This is a genomic window from Saccharopolyspora sp. MMCC62 (assembly GCF_057736575.1).
Map to the genome: position 1 here is coordinate 380,288 of NZ_JBYKCM010000004.1, position 15,937 is coordinate 396,224.

12 protein-coding genes are annotated in these 15,937 nt (G+C 71.9%); 9 read left to right on the top strand and 3 right to left on the bottom strand.

Features of this window, described 5'->3' with window-relative positions:
• Positions 1–177: 177 nt before the first annotated feature.
• The 4 genes from pdxH to AC29IT_RS12215 all read left to right on the top strand — a co-directional run bounded on the left by pdxH (position 178) and on the right by AC29IT_RS12215 (position 5,061).
• Positions 178–837, top strand: coding sequence for a pyridoxamine 5'-phosphate oxidase (gene pdxH / locus AC29IT_RS12200; protein ID WP_358434040.1), 660 nt, complete (start codon positions 178–180; stop codon positions 835–837).
• A 263-nt stretch (positions 838–1,100) separates the two neighbouring features.
• A complete protein-coding gene (locus AC29IT_RS12205) occupies positions 1,101–2,396 on the top strand; it encodes an MFS transporter (RefSeq protein WP_358434043.1) in 1,296 nt (431 codons plus the stop codon).
• A gap of 247 nt (positions 2,397–2,643) precedes the next feature.
• Positions 2,644–4,038, top strand: coding sequence for an APC family permease (locus tag AC29IT_RS12210; RefSeq protein WP_358434045.1), 1,395 nt, complete (start codon positions 2,644–2,646; stop codon positions 4,036–4,038).
• A 102-nt stretch (positions 4,039–4,140) separates the two neighbouring features.
• Positions 4,141–5,061: an aldose 1-epimerase family protein gene (locus AC29IT_RS12215; protein WP_225044309.1), complete on the top strand. Its 921-nt coding sequence runs from the start codon at positions 4,141–4,143 to the stop codon at positions 5,059–5,061.
• 39 nt (positions 5,062–5,100) lie between these two features.
• Here the strand turns inward: AC29IT_RS12215 and AC29IT_RS12220 are convergent, their stop codons facing one another.
• On the bottom strand, positions 5,101–6,246 hold the full coding sequence (locus tag AC29IT_RS12220; RefSeq protein ID WP_488218758.1) for an acyl-CoA dehydrogenase family protein: 1,146 nt from the start codon (positions 6,244–6,246) through the stop codon (positions 5,101–5,103).
• A 163-nt stretch (positions 6,247–6,409) separates the two neighbouring features.
• On the opposite strand from AC29IT_RS12220, the gene AC29IT_RS12225 reads away from it, so the two are divergent.
• The 4 genes from AC29IT_RS12225 (at position 6,410) to AC29IT_RS12240 (ending at position 11,592) form a co-directional block, all read left to right on the top strand.
• Positions 6,410–7,111 carry a TetR/AcrR family transcriptional regulator gene (locus AC29IT_RS12225; protein WP_488218759.1) on the top strand — a complete coding sequence of 234 codons (702 nt, stop codon included), beginning with the start codon at positions 6,410–6,412 and terminating at the stop codon, positions 7,109–7,111.
• A 91-nt stretch (positions 7,112–7,202) separates the two neighbouring features.
• The gene (locus AC29IT_RS12230; RefSeq protein ID WP_358434054.1) at positions 7,203–8,135 is read left to right on the top strand and encodes a carbohydrate kinase family protein; all 933 of its coding nucleotides are present in this window, start codon (positions 7,203–7,205) and stop codon (positions 8,133–8,135) included.
• 365 nt (positions 8,136–8,500) lie between these two features.
• Complete coding sequence (locus tag AC29IT_RS12235) at positions 8,501–9,805, top strand: citrate synthase (protein ID WP_358434057.1); 1,305 nt, start codon at positions 8,501–8,503, stop codon at positions 9,803–9,805.
• Positions 9,806–10,224: 419 nt separating this feature from the next.
• The gene (locus AC29IT_RS12240) at positions 10,225–11,592 is read left to right on the top strand and encodes a cryptochrome/photolyase family protein (protein ID WP_488218760.1); all 1,368 of its coding nucleotides are present in this window, start codon (positions 10,225–10,227) and stop codon (positions 11,590–11,592) included.
• Between the two features lie 380 nt (positions 11,593–11,972).
• Here the strand turns inward: AC29IT_RS12240 and AC29IT_RS12245 are convergent, their stop codons facing one another.
• Both AC29IT_RS12245 and eccE read right to left on the bottom strand, forming a co-directional pair.
• Positions 11,973–12,707 carry a hypothetical protein gene (locus tag AC29IT_RS12245; protein WP_358434063.1) on the bottom strand — a complete coding sequence of 245 codons (735 nt, stop codon included), beginning with the start codon at positions 12,705–12,707 and terminating at the stop codon, positions 11,973–11,975.
• Positions 12,704–13,894 carry a type VII secretion protein EccE gene (gene eccE, locus AC29IT_RS12250; RefSeq protein WP_358434065.1) on the bottom strand — a complete coding sequence of 397 codons (1,191 nt, stop codon included), beginning with the start codon at positions 13,892–13,894 and terminating at the stop codon, positions 12,704–12,706. Before eccE ends, AC29IT_RS12245 begins: the two co-directional genes overlap by 4 nt.
• 279 nt (positions 13,895–14,173) lie before the next feature.
• Here eccE and eccB point away from each other — a divergent pair, with 279 nt between their 5' ends.
• Entirely contained in the window at positions 14,174–15,760 is a 1,587-nt protein-coding gene (gene eccB, locus AC29IT_RS12255) for a type VII secretion protein EccB (RefSeq protein ID WP_488218761.1), read from the top strand.
• Positions 15,761–15,937: the final 177 nt, after the last annotated feature.

Genomic DNA, 15,937 nt, shown 5'->3' on the forward strand with positions numbered 1-15,937 from the left:
ATCGTTTGCGGAATCGATCGTGGCGTCCCCGTTGGTTCGGCCCGGGTTCCCACTCCGTTTACCGTCGTAGCGGTGCCGTGGCGCAGTCCGCGGCGACCGCGTCGACCGGGCGGGCTCGCCTCCTCCGGCGCCGTCGATGAACAGCAGCACCAGTCGGGTCAGGGAGGAAGGGAACGGATGTCCGAAAGCACCGTGAGCACCGGCACTTTGTCGTCCATGCGGGTGTCCTACGAGGCGGGTTCGCTGCACGAGGCGGTGCTCGCCGAGACCTGGCACGAACAGCTCCGGATCTGGTTCGACGAGGCCGTCCGGGCGGAGGTGCAGGAACCGAACGCGATGGTGCTGGCGACCGCGGACGCCGACGGGTACCCGTCCTCGCGGACCGTGCTGTGCAAGGGGTTCGACGAGCGCGGCCTCGTGTTCTTCACCAACTACACCTCCGCGAAGAGCCACGACCTCACCGCGACCCGGGTGGCCGCGGCGACGTTCCCGTGGCTGGCGCTGCAGCGGCAGGTCAACGTGCGCGGCACCGTCGAGAAGGTGCGCGCCGAGGAGACCGCCGACTACTGGGCGGTGCGCCCGCGCGGCTCGCAGCTCGGCGCCTGGGCCTCCCCGCAGTCCCGGGTGGTCACCGGCCGGGAGGCGCTGCAGTCCGCGCTCAACGGCATCGAACGCCGCTTCGGCGACAACGAGAAGGTGCCGGTACCGCCGCACTGGGGCGGCTGGCGGATCGTGCCGGAGTCCGTCGAGTTCTGGCAGGGCCGCCCGGACCGGCTGCACGACCGGCTGCGGTTCCGGCGCGGCGACGGCTGGTCCGTGGAGCGGCTGGCGCCCTGATCCCCGCCGGTCCGCGGCGGACCGGACGACTCCTGGTTCGGCGGAGGCGGTGCGGAGTTCCCGCGCCGCCTCCGCCGTCGTTCGCGGGGGTGGGGCCGGTCGTTCTCGGGCCGGAAGCGGGGCGAGCCCGGGGCGCAAGCGGGGCGTTCTCGGACCGGAACCGGTCGAAGGGGACGTTCCCGCACGTGATCGCCGCCGTGCCCGGTCGGCTGCGTCACACGACCCGGGTTCCTTAGCCAGGCTCATGGCTAGGCTGGCTCCTCGTGGACCAGCAGAGCGGCCGCGCGGAGCGGGAGCGAACCCGGCGATCCTGGCGGTCGCTGCTCGGCAAGGTCGTGCTCGACACCCGGCCGCTCGGCTACCCCGCCTACCGGCGGCTGTGGATCTCCAGCATCGTCACCGCGGTCGGTGCCCAGTTCAGCGCCGTCGCCGTGCCCAAGCAGCTCTACGACCTCACCGGGAGTTCCGCGTACGTCGGGCTCGCCGGGATCTTCGGACTGGTGCCGCTGCTGGTGTTCGGGCTCTGGGGCGGTGCGGTCGCCGACACCGTGGACCGGCGGAAGCTGCTGCTGGTCACCAACACCGGGCTCGCCGTCACCTCGGTGCTGCTGTGGCTGGTGGCCGCGGCGGGCATCGGCTCGGTGTGGCTGGTGCTGGTGCTGTTCGCGCTGCAGCAGACCTGCTTCGCGGTGAACATGCCCGCCCGCAGCGCCGCCATCGCGCGGCTCATCCCGGCGCCGCTGCTGCCCTCGGCGCAGGCGCTGGGGTCCACCGTGTTCCAGCTCGGCGCGGTCCTCGGGCCGCTGCTGGCCGGGGTGCTGCTGCCGGTGCTGGGCCTGTCGGTGCTGTACCTGGTGGACGCGGTGGCGCTGTCCACCGCGGTCTGGGCCGTGTTCCGGTTGCCCGCGCTGCCGCCGCTGGCGGGGGCGCCGACGAAGGCCGGGCTGCGTTCGGTGATCGACGGCTTCCGCTACCTGGGCACGCACCCGGTGCTGCTGACCTCGTTCCTGATGGACATCATCGCGATGGTGTTCGGCATGCCGCGGGCGCTGTTCCCGGAGCTCGCCGAGCGCGTCTACGGCGACCCGGCGGGTGGCGGCGCCGCGCTGGGCTGGCTGTACGCGGCGATCCCGCTGGGCGCGTTCGTGTTCGGCGTGCTGTCCGGGTGGCTGCACCGGATCCTGCGCCACGGCGTCGGCGTCACCATCGGCGTCGTCGTGTGGGGCGTGGCGATCGCCGGGTTCGGGCTGTCCGACTCGCTGTGGCTGGGCGTGGTGTTCCTCGCGATCGGCGGCGGCGCCGACCTGGTGAGCATGGTCTACCGCAGCTCGATGCTGCAGGCGGCGGCGACCGACGAGATGCGCGGCCGCATCCAGGGCGTGTTCACCGTCGTCGTCGCGGGCGGCCCGCGGCTCGCCGACGTGCTGCACGGCTCGGGCGGCGCGGCGATCGGCGCGCAGCCCGCGATCGCGATCGGCGGCGTGCTGGTGGTCGTGTTCGCGCTGGCCGCCGCGGCGCTCACGCCGTCGTTCTGGCGCTACCGCGCGCCGTCCGAGTGAGCACCGCGCGCGGACTTCACTGGAACGGATCAGTGCCCCCGCGGGAGTGCGGGAGCCGGTGACGATCCGGCACCGGCGGTCGACCGAGCGTGCCCGGGAGCTGCCGTTCAGCTCAACGCGGTTGGGCCGACGAGCGGTTCCCGATCGGTCCCGGGTGCGCTCCGCGCGCCTGGCGCCGACGCCTCCGCAACCGCTCTACCAGGGGTGCCCCAAGATCACGTAAAACCACCCTGCACACTTTCCTGCCATGGCCAACGACACGACCACGAACGACGACGCGCCCGACGGTGCGCAGCCCGGCCTCAAGAAGGTCATGGGGCCGAAACTGCTCTTGTTCTTCGTAGTCGGCGACATCCTCGGGACCACGGTGTACTCCCTCACCGGCAAGGTCGCGGGCAAGGTCGGCGGCGCGTTGTGGATCCCGTTCGTGGTCGCGTTCGTGGTCGCGTTCCTCACCGCATGCAGCTACCTGGAACTGGTGGGCAAGTACCCGAAGGCCGGTGGCGCGCCGCTGTACGTGCACCGCGCGTTCGGCATCCACTTCATCACCTTCATCATCGCGTTCGCCGTGATGTGCTCCGGCATCACCTCGGCGGCCTCGGCCGCGCAGGCGTTCAGCGGCAACTACCTGGAGGAGATCTTCCCCGGTGTGGGGCCGGTCGCCATCGTGGTGGCGCTGGCGTTCCTGGTGCTGCTCGCCCTGATCAACTTCCGGGGCGTGGGCGAGTCCGTGAAGATGAACGTGGTGCTGACCTGCGTGGAGCTCGGCGGGCTGCTCATCGTCATCCTGTTCGGCGTCGCCGCCCTGATCAGCGGCAGCAAGGACCCGGCGGTGGCGCCGGACCCGAGCCGGCTGCTCCAGTTCAACCCGGAGTCCAGCCCGCTGCTCGCGGTCACCTCGGCGACCGCGCTGGCGTTCTTCGCGATGGTCGGCTTCGAGGACTCGGTGAACATGGCCGAGGAGACCCGGAACCCGGCGAAGGTGTTCCCGCGCGCGCTGCTGCTGGGCCTGTCCATCACCGCGGGCATCTACCTGATCATCGCGGTGATCACCTCGACGCTGGTGCCGACCGATGAGCTGGCCGCCACCGACGCGCCGCTGCTGCTGGTCGTCAAGGCCGCCGCACCGTGGTTCCCGCCGGTCCTGTTCTCCATCATCGCGCTGTTCGCGGTCACCAACACCGCGCTGATCAACATGCTGATGGCCAGCCGCCTCGTGTACGGCATGTCGAACGAGCGGATCATCCCGTCCGTGTTCGGCCGCGTGCACCGCTCCCGGCAGACCCCGTGGGTCGCGATCCTGTTCACCAGCGTGCTGGCCGTGGTGCTGGTGAGCCTGCTGGACATCGAGGACCTGGGCAGCACCACATCGCTGCTGCTGCTGGTCGTGTTCGCCATCGTCAACATCGCGGTGCTGGTGCTGCGCAAGGACGTGGTGGAGCACAAGCACTTCAAGGCCCCCACCTGGGTGCCCGTGCTGGGCGCGGTGCTGTGCCTGTTCTTCGCGAGCCCGCTGTCGGGCCGTCCCGTCGCCGAGTACCTGGTCGCCGCGGGCCTGCTGCTCATCGGCGTCGTGTTCTGGGGCGTGAACCGGGTGATCGCCGGCCGCGTCGACTTCGACCCGGACAAGCTCGCCAAGTAGTCGCCGGACCGGAACCCCGTCCCCGCGGTGCGGAAGCACCCGTGGGGGCGGGGTTCTTCCGCGTCCGCACCGGGGTCGCCGGGCACGCTCTAGAGTGGCGGTGTGAATGATCTGGTCGCCGCCACCGGCAGGCAGTTCGAGATCGTCAGCGGCAGTGCGCGCGCCGTCGTCACCGAGGTCGGTGCGGCGCTGCGCCTGTTCGAAGTGGACGGGATCGCGTACTCCGAGACCTACGACGCCGACCAGCGGCCACCGGGCGGCGCCGGCGCGGTGCTGGTGCCGTGGCCGAACCGGGTCGCCGACGGCCGCTGGACCCTGGAGCGGGAGCCGCAGCAGCTGGCGCTCACCGAACCGGACCGGCACAACGCGATCCACGGCCTGCTCCGGCACACCCCGTGGACCGTGGTCGAGCACGCCGAGTCGACGATCGTGCTGCACGCGATGGTGCCGGTGCAGCCGGGCTGGCCGGTGCCGCTGCTCACCTCCATCGGCTACTCGCTGGACGCGACCGGGCTGACCGTCACGCACACCGTGGAGAACCTCGGCAAGCGCGCCGTGCCGTTCGGCGTGGGCGTGCACCCGTACCCGCGCGCCGGGCTCGCCGAGACCGACGACTGCACGCTGCGGCTCGCGGCGTCCTCGGTGCTGCCGGTCGACCCGGAACGGCTGCTGCCGGTGCGGCCGCCGCGCGCGCTGGAGGGCGACGAGCAGGACTTCCGCCGCGGCCGCCGCCTCGCCGGGGTGCTGCTGGACACCGCGTTCGGCGGTGCCGCTCCCGAGCCGGGGGATTCGCTGGTCCGGCACTCGCTGACCGACCCGGCCGGGCACGGCGTGGAGCTGTGGGCCGATCCGGTGTTCGCGTGGGTGCAGGTGTACACCAACGACGAGTTCCCCGGTCGCGGCCGGGCCGTCGCCATCGAGCCGATGACCTGCCCGCCGGACGCCCTGAACTCCGGCACCGACCTGATCACCCTCCCGCCGGGGGAGGACTGGATCGCCCAGTGGGGTCTCCGCCCGTTCTGATCGGGCGCCCGCCGCGCTCCCCTCGAACGGGCCGGGCGGTCAGCCCTTGGCCAGGTTGCGGGCGATGACCATGCGCTGGATCTGGTTGGTGCCTTCGAAGATCTGCAGCACCTTCGCTTCCCGGAAGTACCGCTCGGCGGGGAAGTCGCGGGTGTAGCCGGCGCCGCCGAGGACCTGCACGGCGTCCGTGGTCACCTTCATCGCGGCGTCGGTGGCGACCAGCTTCGCCACCGAGGCCTGCGTCCCGAACGGCTTGCCCGCGTCGCGGCGCCGCGCCCCGTCCAGGTAGGCGGCGCGGGCGGACTGCACCGCGGCGGCCATGTCGGCGAGCAGGAACTCGACGCCCTGGAACCGGATGATCGGCCGCCCGAACTGCTCGCGGCCCTTGGCGTAGTCGACGGCCAGGTCCAGCGCGGCCTGCGCGAGGCCGACGGCGCAGGCGGCGATGCCGAGCCGCCCGGAGTCGAGCGCGTTGAGCGCGATGGCCAGCCCGTGCCCTTCGCCGCCGAGCAGCCGGTCCGCGGGCACCCGCGCGTCCTCGAAGCGCAGTTCGGTGGTGGGGGAGCCGGTGAGGCCCATCTTGCGTTCGGGCGGTGCCGCCGACAGCCCCGGCGTCGCGCCGTCCACCAGCAGGCAGCTGATGCCGCGCGGCCCGTCGTCGGAGGTGCGGGCCATCAGCGCGTAGAAGTCGGCGGTCCCGCCGTGCGTGATCCACGACTTGGTACCGGTGACCCGGTACTCGTCGCCGTCCCGTTCGGCGCGGGTGCGCAGCGCGGCGGCGTCCGACCCGGCGTGCGCTTCGGACAGCGCGTAGCCGCCGAGCAGCTCGCCGCCGATCAGGTCCGGCAGCCACCGGTCGCGCTGCTCGTCGGTGCCGTACCGGGCGAGCGGGTAGCAGGACATGGTGTGCACCGAGAGGCCGACGCCGACGGTCATCCACGCGCTGCTGAGCTCTTCGAGCACCTGCAGGTAGACCTCGTAGGGCTGGCCGCCGCCACCGTGCTCCACCGGGTACGGCAGTCCGAGCAGGCCGGCGGAGCCGAGCAGCCGGAAGGCCTTGCGGGGGAAGAGCTGCTGCTCCTCGGCTTCCGCGGCGGCGGGGGCGAGTTCGTCGCGGGCGATCTCCGCGGTCAGCGCGAGCAGGTCGCTGGCTTCCTGGCTGGGCAGCAGTCGGTCGACGGCCATGTGGTGGTGCTCCTGCGTGCTGTGGTGGGCGGACCGGGATTTCCGAGCGGAACACGTCAGTACTGAAATGAGTACTGGAGGACTCATCAGAGTACTGACGCGGTGTTCCGCGCGCCAGGCCCGCCGACCTCGGCCGATCCCGAGCTGTGGCAGTCTCACCGGCATGACTCCTCCCGACCCGGACGCCGACGAGGCGAACGCGTCGCCGGTCCGCCGCCGGAGCGCGGGATCGCCGGAGCAGCGCCGCGCCGACCTGCTCGACCGGTTGTGCGCGCTGTTCCTCGCGGAGGGGTTCGCCCACTTCACCCTCGACGAGCTCGCCGCCCGGCTGCACTGCTCGAAGTCGACGCTCTACACGCTCGCCGGCAGCAAGGAGCAGCTCGCGGTCGCCGTCGTCGCCCGCTTCTTCAAGAACGCCACCGCCGACGTGGAGCGCGCCGTCGCCGAGGTCGACGACGTGCGCGCCCGGATGCGCACCTACCTCGACGCCGCCGCGGCCGGACTGCGCCCCGCCTCCCGGCGGTTCATGGCCGACCTGGCCGCCAACCCGGCCACCCGCGCCACCTACCAGGCCAACGCCCGCGCCGCCGCCGAGAACATGCGCGGCTACATCCGCGACGGCGTCCGCGAAGGCGTGTTCCGCGAGGTGCACGCCGCGTTCGTCGCCGAGGTGGTCAGCGGCACCATCGGCGCCATCCAGCGCGGCGAGATCGCCGAGCGCACCGGGCTGTCGGACGCGGAGGCCTTCGCCGAGCTGTCCCAGTTCCTGCTCGGCGGCCTGTTCGACCCGCCCGCGGAAGGTTCGCGGATCGCCCCACTCCCGGCGGAGCACACTGGTGCCCGCCCCCAGACCGCCCGGCCATAGCCGTCCGGCGCGGCACCCGGCCCCGAACCGCACGCCGGACCAGGCGCGGGGCCGAGCAAGTCAGCACGTCGAGCACCAGCACGGAGGAATCGTGATCGTCATCGGTGGAGAGGCCCTCGTCGACCTCGTCCCGGACTCCGCCACGCCAGGGGGCGAACTCGGCCCGCTGCACCCCCGCCTCGGCGGCGGCCCGTACAACGTGGCGATCGCGCTGGGCCGGTTGGACGTGCCCGCCGGTTTCCACGCCACGCTCTCGACCGACCAGTTCGGCGACAAGCTGCTGGCACGCCTCGTCGAATCCGGGGTGGACACCGGCCTGGTGGGCCGCGCCCCGCAGCCGACGACGCTGGCCGTGGTCGGCCTCGCCGAGGACGGGTCGGCCCGCTACAGCTTCCACACCGAAGGCACCGCCGCGCGCTTCGTCGCCGACCCCGGCCCGCTGCCGGACGAGGTCACCGCCGTCTCCTTCGGCACCCTCGGCATGGTGCTCGAACCCGGGGCCACCGCGTACGAGGCGGTGCTGTTCCGCGAGGCCGAGCGCGGCCGGTTCGTCGCGCTGGACCCGAACATCCGCGCCGACCTGATCGCCGACCCGGCGGCCTACCGCGCGCGGTTCGAGTCCTGGCTGCCCTCGGTGCACCTGCTGAAGCTGTCGGTGGAGGATGCCGAGTGGCTGGCCGGGGACGAGGACGTGGACGTCGCGCTGCGCCGCTGGCAGCAGGCGGGCCCGGCGGGCCTGGTGCTCACCCGCGGCGCCGACGGGCTGGCCGCGCTGGTCGGCGACGGCGAACTCGTCGAGGTGCCGGGGGTGCGCGCGCAGGTCGCCGACACCATCGGCGCGGGCGACACGGTGCACGGGGCGCTGCTGGCCTGGCTGCACCGCAACGATGCGCTGTCCCCGGCGGCGGTGCGCGCGCTGACCCACGACCAGTGGCGCGAGGCCCTCGGCTTCGCGGCCGCGGCCGCCGCCATCACGGTGTCCCGGCCCGGCGCCGAGCCGCCCACCACCGCCGAACTCGGCTGACCGGCCCGGCTTCCGGGAGCATCCGCGCCGGTCCGGGCATTCCGGACGTTCCCGGGCCGGCGCGGCTCCGGTCCGGGAACGCGCCGCGATCGGTTGCGGCAACCGGGCGCCGGGCACGTGGCGTCCGGCCTGATCGACGATGTGATCGTGGTCCCACCTGCCCAAAAGGGCTAACACGATTGCTGCGCGAGGGGCCTGGAGCGGTCTAGCGTGGCACCTGACAGGACCCCAACGGGGTGGTGCTGCGGCGGTCCGGAAACCCCGACCGGCGCACGCGCGCGACCGACCTCGCCGCCCGAACACCACGGGAAGTGCGCCGTCGTCGGCGGAAGCGCCGCCCCTTCACGAGCGCGAGAGGTTCCCGAATGCCCGACGACGCGACCGCCAAACGTACCGTCGCGCTGCGCTACGACGGCGGCGAGCACGAAATGCAGGTGACGGAGCCCACCGAGGGTTCCGCCGGTGTTGATCTCGGGAAGCTGCTGGCCCAGACCGGTTTGGTGACGCTGGACCCGGGTTTCGTCAACACCGCCGCCTGCAAGTCCGACATCACCTACATCGACGGTGACGCGGGCATCCTGCGCTACCGCGGCTACCCCATCGAGGAGCTGGCCGCCAAGTCCAACTTCATCGAGGTCAGCTACCTGCTGATCTACGGCGAGCTGCCCACCCAGGCGCAGTACGACGACTTCGCCGACCGGATCCAGCGGCACACCCTGCTGCACGAGGACCTCAAGCAGTTCTTCGACGGCTTCCCCCGCGACGCGCACCCGATGCCGGTGCTGTCGTCGGCGGTCTCCGCCCTGTCGACCTTCTACCAGGACAGCCTGGACCCGTTCGACCAGAACCAGGTCGAGCTGTCCACGGTGCGCCTGCTGGCGAAGCTGCCCACGATCGCGGCCTACGCCTACAAGAAGTCCGTCGGGCAGCCGTTCCTGTACCCGGACAACTCGCTGGGCCTGGTGGAGAACTTCCTGCGGATGACCTTCGGGTTCCCCGCCGAGCCCTACGAGGTCGACCCGGCGCTGACCCGCGCCCTCGACCTGCTGTTCATCCTGCACGCCGACCACGAGCAGAACTGCTCCACGTCCACGGTGCGCATGGTGGGCTCCTCCGAGGCGAACCTGTTCGCCTCGATCTCCGCGGGCATCAACGCCCTGTTCGGCCCGCTGCACGGCGGCGCGAACAGCGCGGTGCTGGAGATGCTGGAGGGCATCCACGCCAACGGCGACGACGTCGACTCGTTCGTCAACCGGGTCAAGAACAAGGAGCCCGGCGTCAAGCTGATGGGCTTCGGGCACCGGGTCTACAAGAACTACGACCCGCGCGCGGCGATCATCAAGAAGACCGCCGATGAGGTGCTCGGCAAGCTCGGCGCGAACGACCCGCTGCTGGAGATCGCGCTCAAGCTGGAGGAGAAGGCGCTGGCCGACGACTACTTCGTCGAGCGCAAGCTCTACCCGAACGTCGACTTCTACACCGGCCTGATCTACAAGGCGATGGGCTTCCCGACGAAGTACTTCACCGTCCTGTTCGCGCTCGGCCGCCTTCCCGGCTGGATCGCGCACTGGCGGGAGATGCTGGAGGACCCGGCCCGCAAGATCAGCCGTCCGCGCCAGGTGTACACCGGTGCGGCGGAGCGCTCCTACCGGAGCATCGGCGAGCGCTGAGCCCGCACCGCCGCAGGCACCCGATGAGCTGTGCGGGCTCGACGGGACCCGTCCGCGGCGGAACTGAATCGAACGCTGAATCGACCTAGCGGCTCCGGCCGCGGCGGGTATCGGCCCGTCGTCCCGCCCAGGCCCCGGTGTCCGGCTCCTCGCCGGCCCCGGGGCCGACTCGTGTCCGGGGTTCGTCGCCGGCGGGGCACCGGAGCGGGCGGGTTTCCGGGTGAGCGCGGTGCCGGGTTCCTTCGGGGAGTGCGGTGGCGGCTCGGGATTCGGCGGGCTGCGCGGAGACCGGCTCCGGGTTCGGCTCGTGCCGGGATTCGGCGGGCGGTGCGGCTCCGGCTCGTGCCGGTTCCCTCGACGGGGGCCGCGCCGGACCGGTGCCCGGCCTCCCGCGCGCGCGGTGCGTAGGGTCGCCGGGCATGAGCGCACCTGCCCTCCTGTGGTTCCGGCGCGACCTGCGGGTCCGCGACCACCCGGCGCTGGCCGCCGCCGCGCGCGACGGCCGTCGGGTGATCGGCGTGTTCGTGCTGGACGAATCGCTGCTGGCGCCCGCGGGCGCGCCCCGGCGCACCTTCCTGTACCGCTGCCTGCGGGAACTCGACGCGAGCCTCGGCGGCAGGCTGCTGGTGCTGCGCGGCGATCCGGCGCGGGTGCTGCCGGAGCTCGTCGCCGAGGTCGGCGCCGGCTCGGTGCACGTCTCCGCCGACACCGGCCCCTACGGGCGGGAGCGGGACGAGCGGGTCCGGGAGGCGCTCGGCGAGCGGGTCGAGTGGGTCGCCACCGGGTCGCCGTACGCGGTCACCCCGGGCCGGATCACCAAGCGGGACGGCACCGCCTACCAGGTGTTCACCCCCTTCCGGCGCGCCTGGGACGAGCACGGCGCGCCCGCCCCCGCGGACACCGGCGCCGCCACCGCGGACTGGATGCTGCCGCGGAAGGTGCGCGCCGCGGGCATCCCGGCGGACGAGGACCTGGGCGGCGTCGAGCTGCCACCGGCGGGGGAGCGGGCCGGGCTGGAGCGCTGGGACGACTTCCGCGACGCGACGCTCACCGACTACGAGCAGGACCGGAACCGGCCGGACCGGGCGGGCACCAGCCGGATGTCGCCCTACCTGAAGTGGGGCTGCGTGCACCCGCGCACCCTGCTCGCCGACCTGGACGGGCTGTCCGGGGACGGCGCGAGCAGCTACCGGAACGAGCTGGCGTTCCGCGAGTTCTACGCGGACGTGCTGTGGCACCGGCCTGCCAGCGCGCGGCACAACTTCGACACCCGCTTCGACCGGATCCGGCTGGACACCGACGCGGACGCCTGGGACCGGTTCGGCGAGTGGTGCGCGGGCCGCACCGGGTTCCCGCTCGTGGACGCGGGGATGCGGCAGCTGCTCGCCGAGGGCTGGATGCACAACCGGGTGCGGATGGTGGTGGCGAGCTTCCTGGTGAAGGACCTGCACCTGCCGTGGTGGTGGGGCGCCCGGCACTTCATGCGGCACCTGGTCGACGGCGACCTCGCCTCGAACCAGCACGGCTGGCAGTGGGCCGCGGGGTCCGGCACCGACGCGGCGCCCTACTTCCGGATCTTCAACCCGATCACCCAGAGCTCCCGGTTCGACCCCGACGGGGCCTACGTCCGCAGGTACGTCCCCGAGTTGCGCGGCCTCGACGCGAAGAGCACCCACCGGCCGTGGACCCTGCCGGACGGCCCGCCGAACGGCTACCCGCCGCCGATCGTCGAGCACGGCGTCGAACGGCAGGAGGCCCTCGCCCGCTACGGCGAGATCAAGAGCTGACTGACTGTTCCGCTACTTCTGCTACTTCTGTTGCGTAGTGCCCGGGTGGCGGAACCTCAGCGGCTTCCTCGCTGCGGGATCGATTTCTGATGTATGTCCAACACACGGCGACATCGCTGTCCTCGCGAGGAAGCCGCTGAGAACCCGCGGCGGTGCCGGTGTCTTGGGTGGTCGTCGGCTCAGCGGCTTCGCCGCTGACAGGAGACCGACAAGACAAGACCCGCCGGGCAGGTTCATAGACAGGCAGTGACGCTTCGCAACGCGGAACGGCCCGCACCCCGATGAAGGGGCGCGGGCCGTTCTGAAATCGATCCCGCAGCGAGGGCACCGCTGAGGTTCCGCCACCCGAGCTCCTCGCAAGTCCGAAGAGAGCGATCCCGTCAGTCGCCGCGGCGGATGGGGCCGAGGATCTCCCGTTCCTTGGCGCCGGTGACCAGCGTGATCGGTTCCCACAGGTTGTCGCCCAGGGCGATCACCCCGTCGTCCTTGAGCTGCGTGAGGTGCTGGACCTGCGGCTGCCCGAAGTACCAGAACCGCGCCGCCAGCTGGGCCTGCTGCAGCGGCAGCCGCTGCAGCAGGATCAGGTCGGCGGTGTTGGTGGCCGCACCGCTGCCCGCCTGCGGGTGCAGGTAGGGCAGCACGTACATGGTGGTCTGCCACGGAACGCGCGGCGGGAACATCTCCTGCGGCACCGCGCCACCGTCGTGGATCAGCAGCAGCGGCGATTCCTCGGTCACCCGGGGAACGTCGTAGGGGGCCAGCTTGCGCAGGTTCACCACCGGAACCGGCTTGCCGTCGGGAGTGAGGCCCGCGGCCCGCTCCAGCACCCGCCACGCACCGGGCCGGCCGGTGACGATGTGCACCCAGGCGCCTGCCGCCATGGCGCGCAGCGCGATCTGCCGGGCCAGGTACAGGCCGCCGACGGTGACCATGCGGGTCGGTTCGGGCCGCAGGATCGACGCGGTCAGCGGCTCCCCGTTCGGCCCGGCGCCGATGATCATGCCGCCGCGGTCGCCGGGCGGGCTCACCAGGTCCAGCATTTCCGGCCGCACCAGGAATTCCGGGGCGGTGCCGGTGCTGTTGCCCGGGGTGTCGAGGGTTCGCGTCCGGCTCATGCCGCACCTCCCAGGGGCAGCGTCCCGGTCAGCCCCGCCAGCTGCATCCCGCGCAGCGGGGTGAGCGTCAGGTTGAGCTTGTTGCTGATGTTGCGCAGCTGGTGGTCCGCGGAGTTCAGCGCCTCCGGGGTGCGTCCGCTGATCCGCACCAGGCCGCGCAGCCCCACCTCGCCGTCCTCACCGGACGGTGCGATGGACAGCGCGATGCTGATGGACCGGCCGCGGACGTTGGTGAGCGCGTTGATGCTGTCGGTCATCCGGTTCGGCCAGCCGGTGATGGCGTAGCTGGCGTGCCGGTAGTTGTCGGCGATGACGCCGCTCCACCGCTCCCGCAGCCCGATGGGCCGCTGCGAACCCAGCGCGTCCTGGAGCTCGGCGGAGGAGATGCCGGCCTGCAACAGCTCGTCCGGGTCCAGCGGTCGCGCCGAAATCCCTTGGCTGGCCAGGGCGTTGCGCACCCGGGACAGCGCGCCGATCAGCGCCCGGTGCGCGCCGACGACCCCGCCGCCGCGCTCGCCGACGGCCTTCGCGCAGGTCTGCGGGTCCAGCCGCACCGCCACCCAGGTGGTGCGGCGGGCGGCGGCCGAGGAGGTGCCGAGCAGCTCCAGGTACGAGTTCAGCGCGGGCGAATCCGGCAGCAGCGCGGCACTTCCCGGGTAGCAGTGCCAGATCACCTGGATCGCGTCGAGCACCACGCCGCGGTCCTCCAGGCACGGCGTCAGCACGCCCAGCGGCAGGTTCGTCGCCTTGTCCGGGTTGCTGATCAGCGGCGGCGTCGGGTCCACCATGAGCACCGCGGTCCACTTGCCGTTGTGCCAGGACAATCCGACGGGGTTGCGGTCGTGGTCCTGGCCGCGGGCGACGACGAGGTCCTCCACCAGGATGCGCAGCAGCGCCACCCGGTGGTTCTCGTCCGGCCCGATGATGCCGTCACCGTTGCGGTCCTCGACGAACTCGCTGACGTCCTCGGACGGCGGGACGGAACGGCGGATGTGGCTGCGCGTCCGGTATTCCAGGACGAGCCCGAACCACTGGGTGAACCAGCGGCCGCGCCTGCGCAGCAGCGCGATGATCAGCGCGAGCGCGACGACGCCCGCGGACACCGGCCACAGCATCTCGTTGAGCAGCAGGAGGATCAGGCCGAGTGCCAGACCGACCTCGATGACGACGATGTTGGCCACCGGCATCGCCCCGAGGCTGGCACCGACCGTGCGACGCCGCGCTCGGATGCGCGTGCGAGCACCGCCGGTACCGGAGGCGTTCGGCTGGGCCGGATGTTGCGTACTGACGGACATCCGTTCGGTCTCTTCCCCTCGCAGGTAGTGCGCGCCCGAGCGCGCCAACCAGGTCGTTCGGCAGCCGTTCCAAGAGTTTGCGGAAGGGTTCCGTCGAACCGGACCCGTGCGGCGCCCCTCTCCGGCTATCCTGCGGAACCGTACCTCGGACGGGAGAGCTGTAGGCGAAGAATGGCATCAACACCCACAACGAAGTCACAGGTTCAGGCGTACCAGTTCGTCCTTCGCCGGATGGAATCGGCGTTGGTGCGCAAAGACGCGGTGATGCTGCACGACCCGATGGGCTCGCACAAGCGCGCCACCATCGCGGGTGCCATCCTCGCCTGCATCGGTCTGATCGGGTTCCTCGTCTGGGGCTTGTTCGGCGGGAAGGGGTCGATCCCCGAGCCGGGGTCCATCGTCATCGGCAAGGACAGCGGCAGCGTGTACGTCGTCACCGCCGACGAAGCCGCCCAGAAGCGGCTGATCCCGATGCTGAACATGGCGTCGGCGAAGCTGCTGGTGATGGCGCAGTCCCAAGGCCAGGGCGGCCAGCCGGTGCAGGCGACCACGGTGAAGGAGTCGGCGCTGGCGGAGTTCCCGCGCGGCCCGCGCACCGGAATGGTCAACGCCCCCAACTACTTGCCCGCGGCGAACGACGTCGCCGAACCCGCGTGGGCGATCTGCGACGTCGGGCAGGTCCGGGACAACCTCGGCAGCGAGGACCGGACGCAGCGCGCGACGAAGGTGGAGACCACGGTCATCGGCGGCGACGCGGACCACGGCGTCGAGCTCAAGCCCGACGAATCGCTGTTCGTGCAGGACCAGAGCTCCGGGCAGGAGTACCTGATCTACCGGGTCGAGCTGGAGGACCGTCCGCACACCAAGGTCGTCAAGGCCCAGGTGGACCGCTCCGAGCAGGCCGTGATGGACCTCTACGGCCTCAACGGAGTGGTTCCGCGCACCATCACCACCAACATGCTGAACTCGGTGCCGGACGCGCCGCCACTGCGCATCCCGGACCTGCCGAGCGGTCAGGTCACCTACATGTTGAACCCGTACGAATCGGGTGACGTGGTGAAGCGGAGCGTGCCCGGCGCGCCGGAGGAGAACCAGTACTACGCGCTGCTCCCCGAGGGCAAGCAGGAGATCAGCTACGGCGCCGCGGCCGTGCTGCACGCCAGCAAGAGCAAGAGCCGGGAGATCCCGGACTCCAGCGGCACCATCACGACGGCGCCGGACGCGAAGAACGAGAAGATCGACATGGCCGCGTTCCCGACGGACGTGCCCAAGCCGCTGTCCTTCCAGACAGCGCCCACGTCCTGCCTGAGCTGGCACAACATCGGCGGCGAGCACCACGTCACGGTCACGGTCGGCAAGGACGCCCCCACGAAGACCGCCCCGGTGAAGCTGGCCCAGTTCGACGGGACCGGCCCGAAGGTGGACTACTTCTACATGCCCGCCGGGAAGGCGTCCGTGGTGCGGGGCGCGTCCAACGAGGCCGGTGCCGGCTCGGCCCCGATCTACCTGGTGACCGACCAGGGCGTGATCTACGGGATCAAGGACGGGAAGACCGCGCAGGGACTCGGCGTGGTGAACAACCCGAGCCTGCTGGAAGCCGGGCCGTCCGGGATCCTGCGCTCGCTGCCGAAGGGCGATCTGCTCGACCCGGCGCAGGCCAGCTACGTGTACGACTCCGTCCCGGTCCCGCCGGGCGGCGTCAACCGGCCGCCGCCGAATCCGCAGGCGCAACAGCAGTCCGGTAGTACCGGCGGCTGACGGCTCTTCCCGCGAGGTCCACGGCCCGCTCGACCACTCCGGTCGGGCGGGCCGTGTCGCGTTTCCCGCCCAGTGGCGGGGAACCGTTGCTCCACCGGGCACGTCGCAGGGATGGTGTGCTCGCGCCGGGTCGCGCGGCGCATCCGCCGGTCCGCTGGGGTGACCGGTGTCGTCGAC

Coding starts and splice junctions, on each gene's coding strand:
- pdxH (WP_358434040.1), top strand. CDS start 178: ATGTCCGAAAGCACCGTGAGCACCGGCACTTTGTCGTCCATGCGGGTG.
- AC29IT_RS12240 (WP_488218760.1), top strand. CDS start 10,225: ATGAGCGCACCTGCCCTCCTGTGGTTCCGGCGCGACCTGCGGGTCCGC.
- eccE (WP_358434065.1), bottom strand. CDS start 13,894: ATGCCGGTGGCCAACATCGTCGTCATCGAGGTCGGTCTGGCACTCGGC.
- AC29IT_RS12245 (WP_358434063.1), bottom strand. CDS start 12,707: ATGAGCCGGACGCGAACCCTCGACACCCCGGGCAACAGCACCGGCACC.
- eccB (WP_488218761.1), top strand. CDS start 14,174: ATGGCATCAACACCCACAACGAAGTCACAGGTTCAGGCGTACCAGTTC.
- AC29IT_RS12235 (WP_358434057.1), top strand. CDS start 8,501: ATGCCCGACGACGCGACCGCCAAACGTACCGTCGCGCTGCGCTACGAC.
- AC29IT_RS12225 (WP_488218759.1), top strand. CDS start 6,410: ATGACTCCTCCCGACCCGGACGCCGACGAGGCGAACGCGTCGCCGGTC.
- AC29IT_RS12210 (WP_358434045.1), top strand. CDS start 2,644: ATGGCCAACGACACGACCACGAACGACGACGCGCCCGACGGTGCGCAG.
- AC29IT_RS12220 (WP_488218758.1), bottom strand. CDS start 6,246: ATGGCCGTCGACCGACTGCTGCCCAGCCAGGAAGCCAGCGACCTGCTC.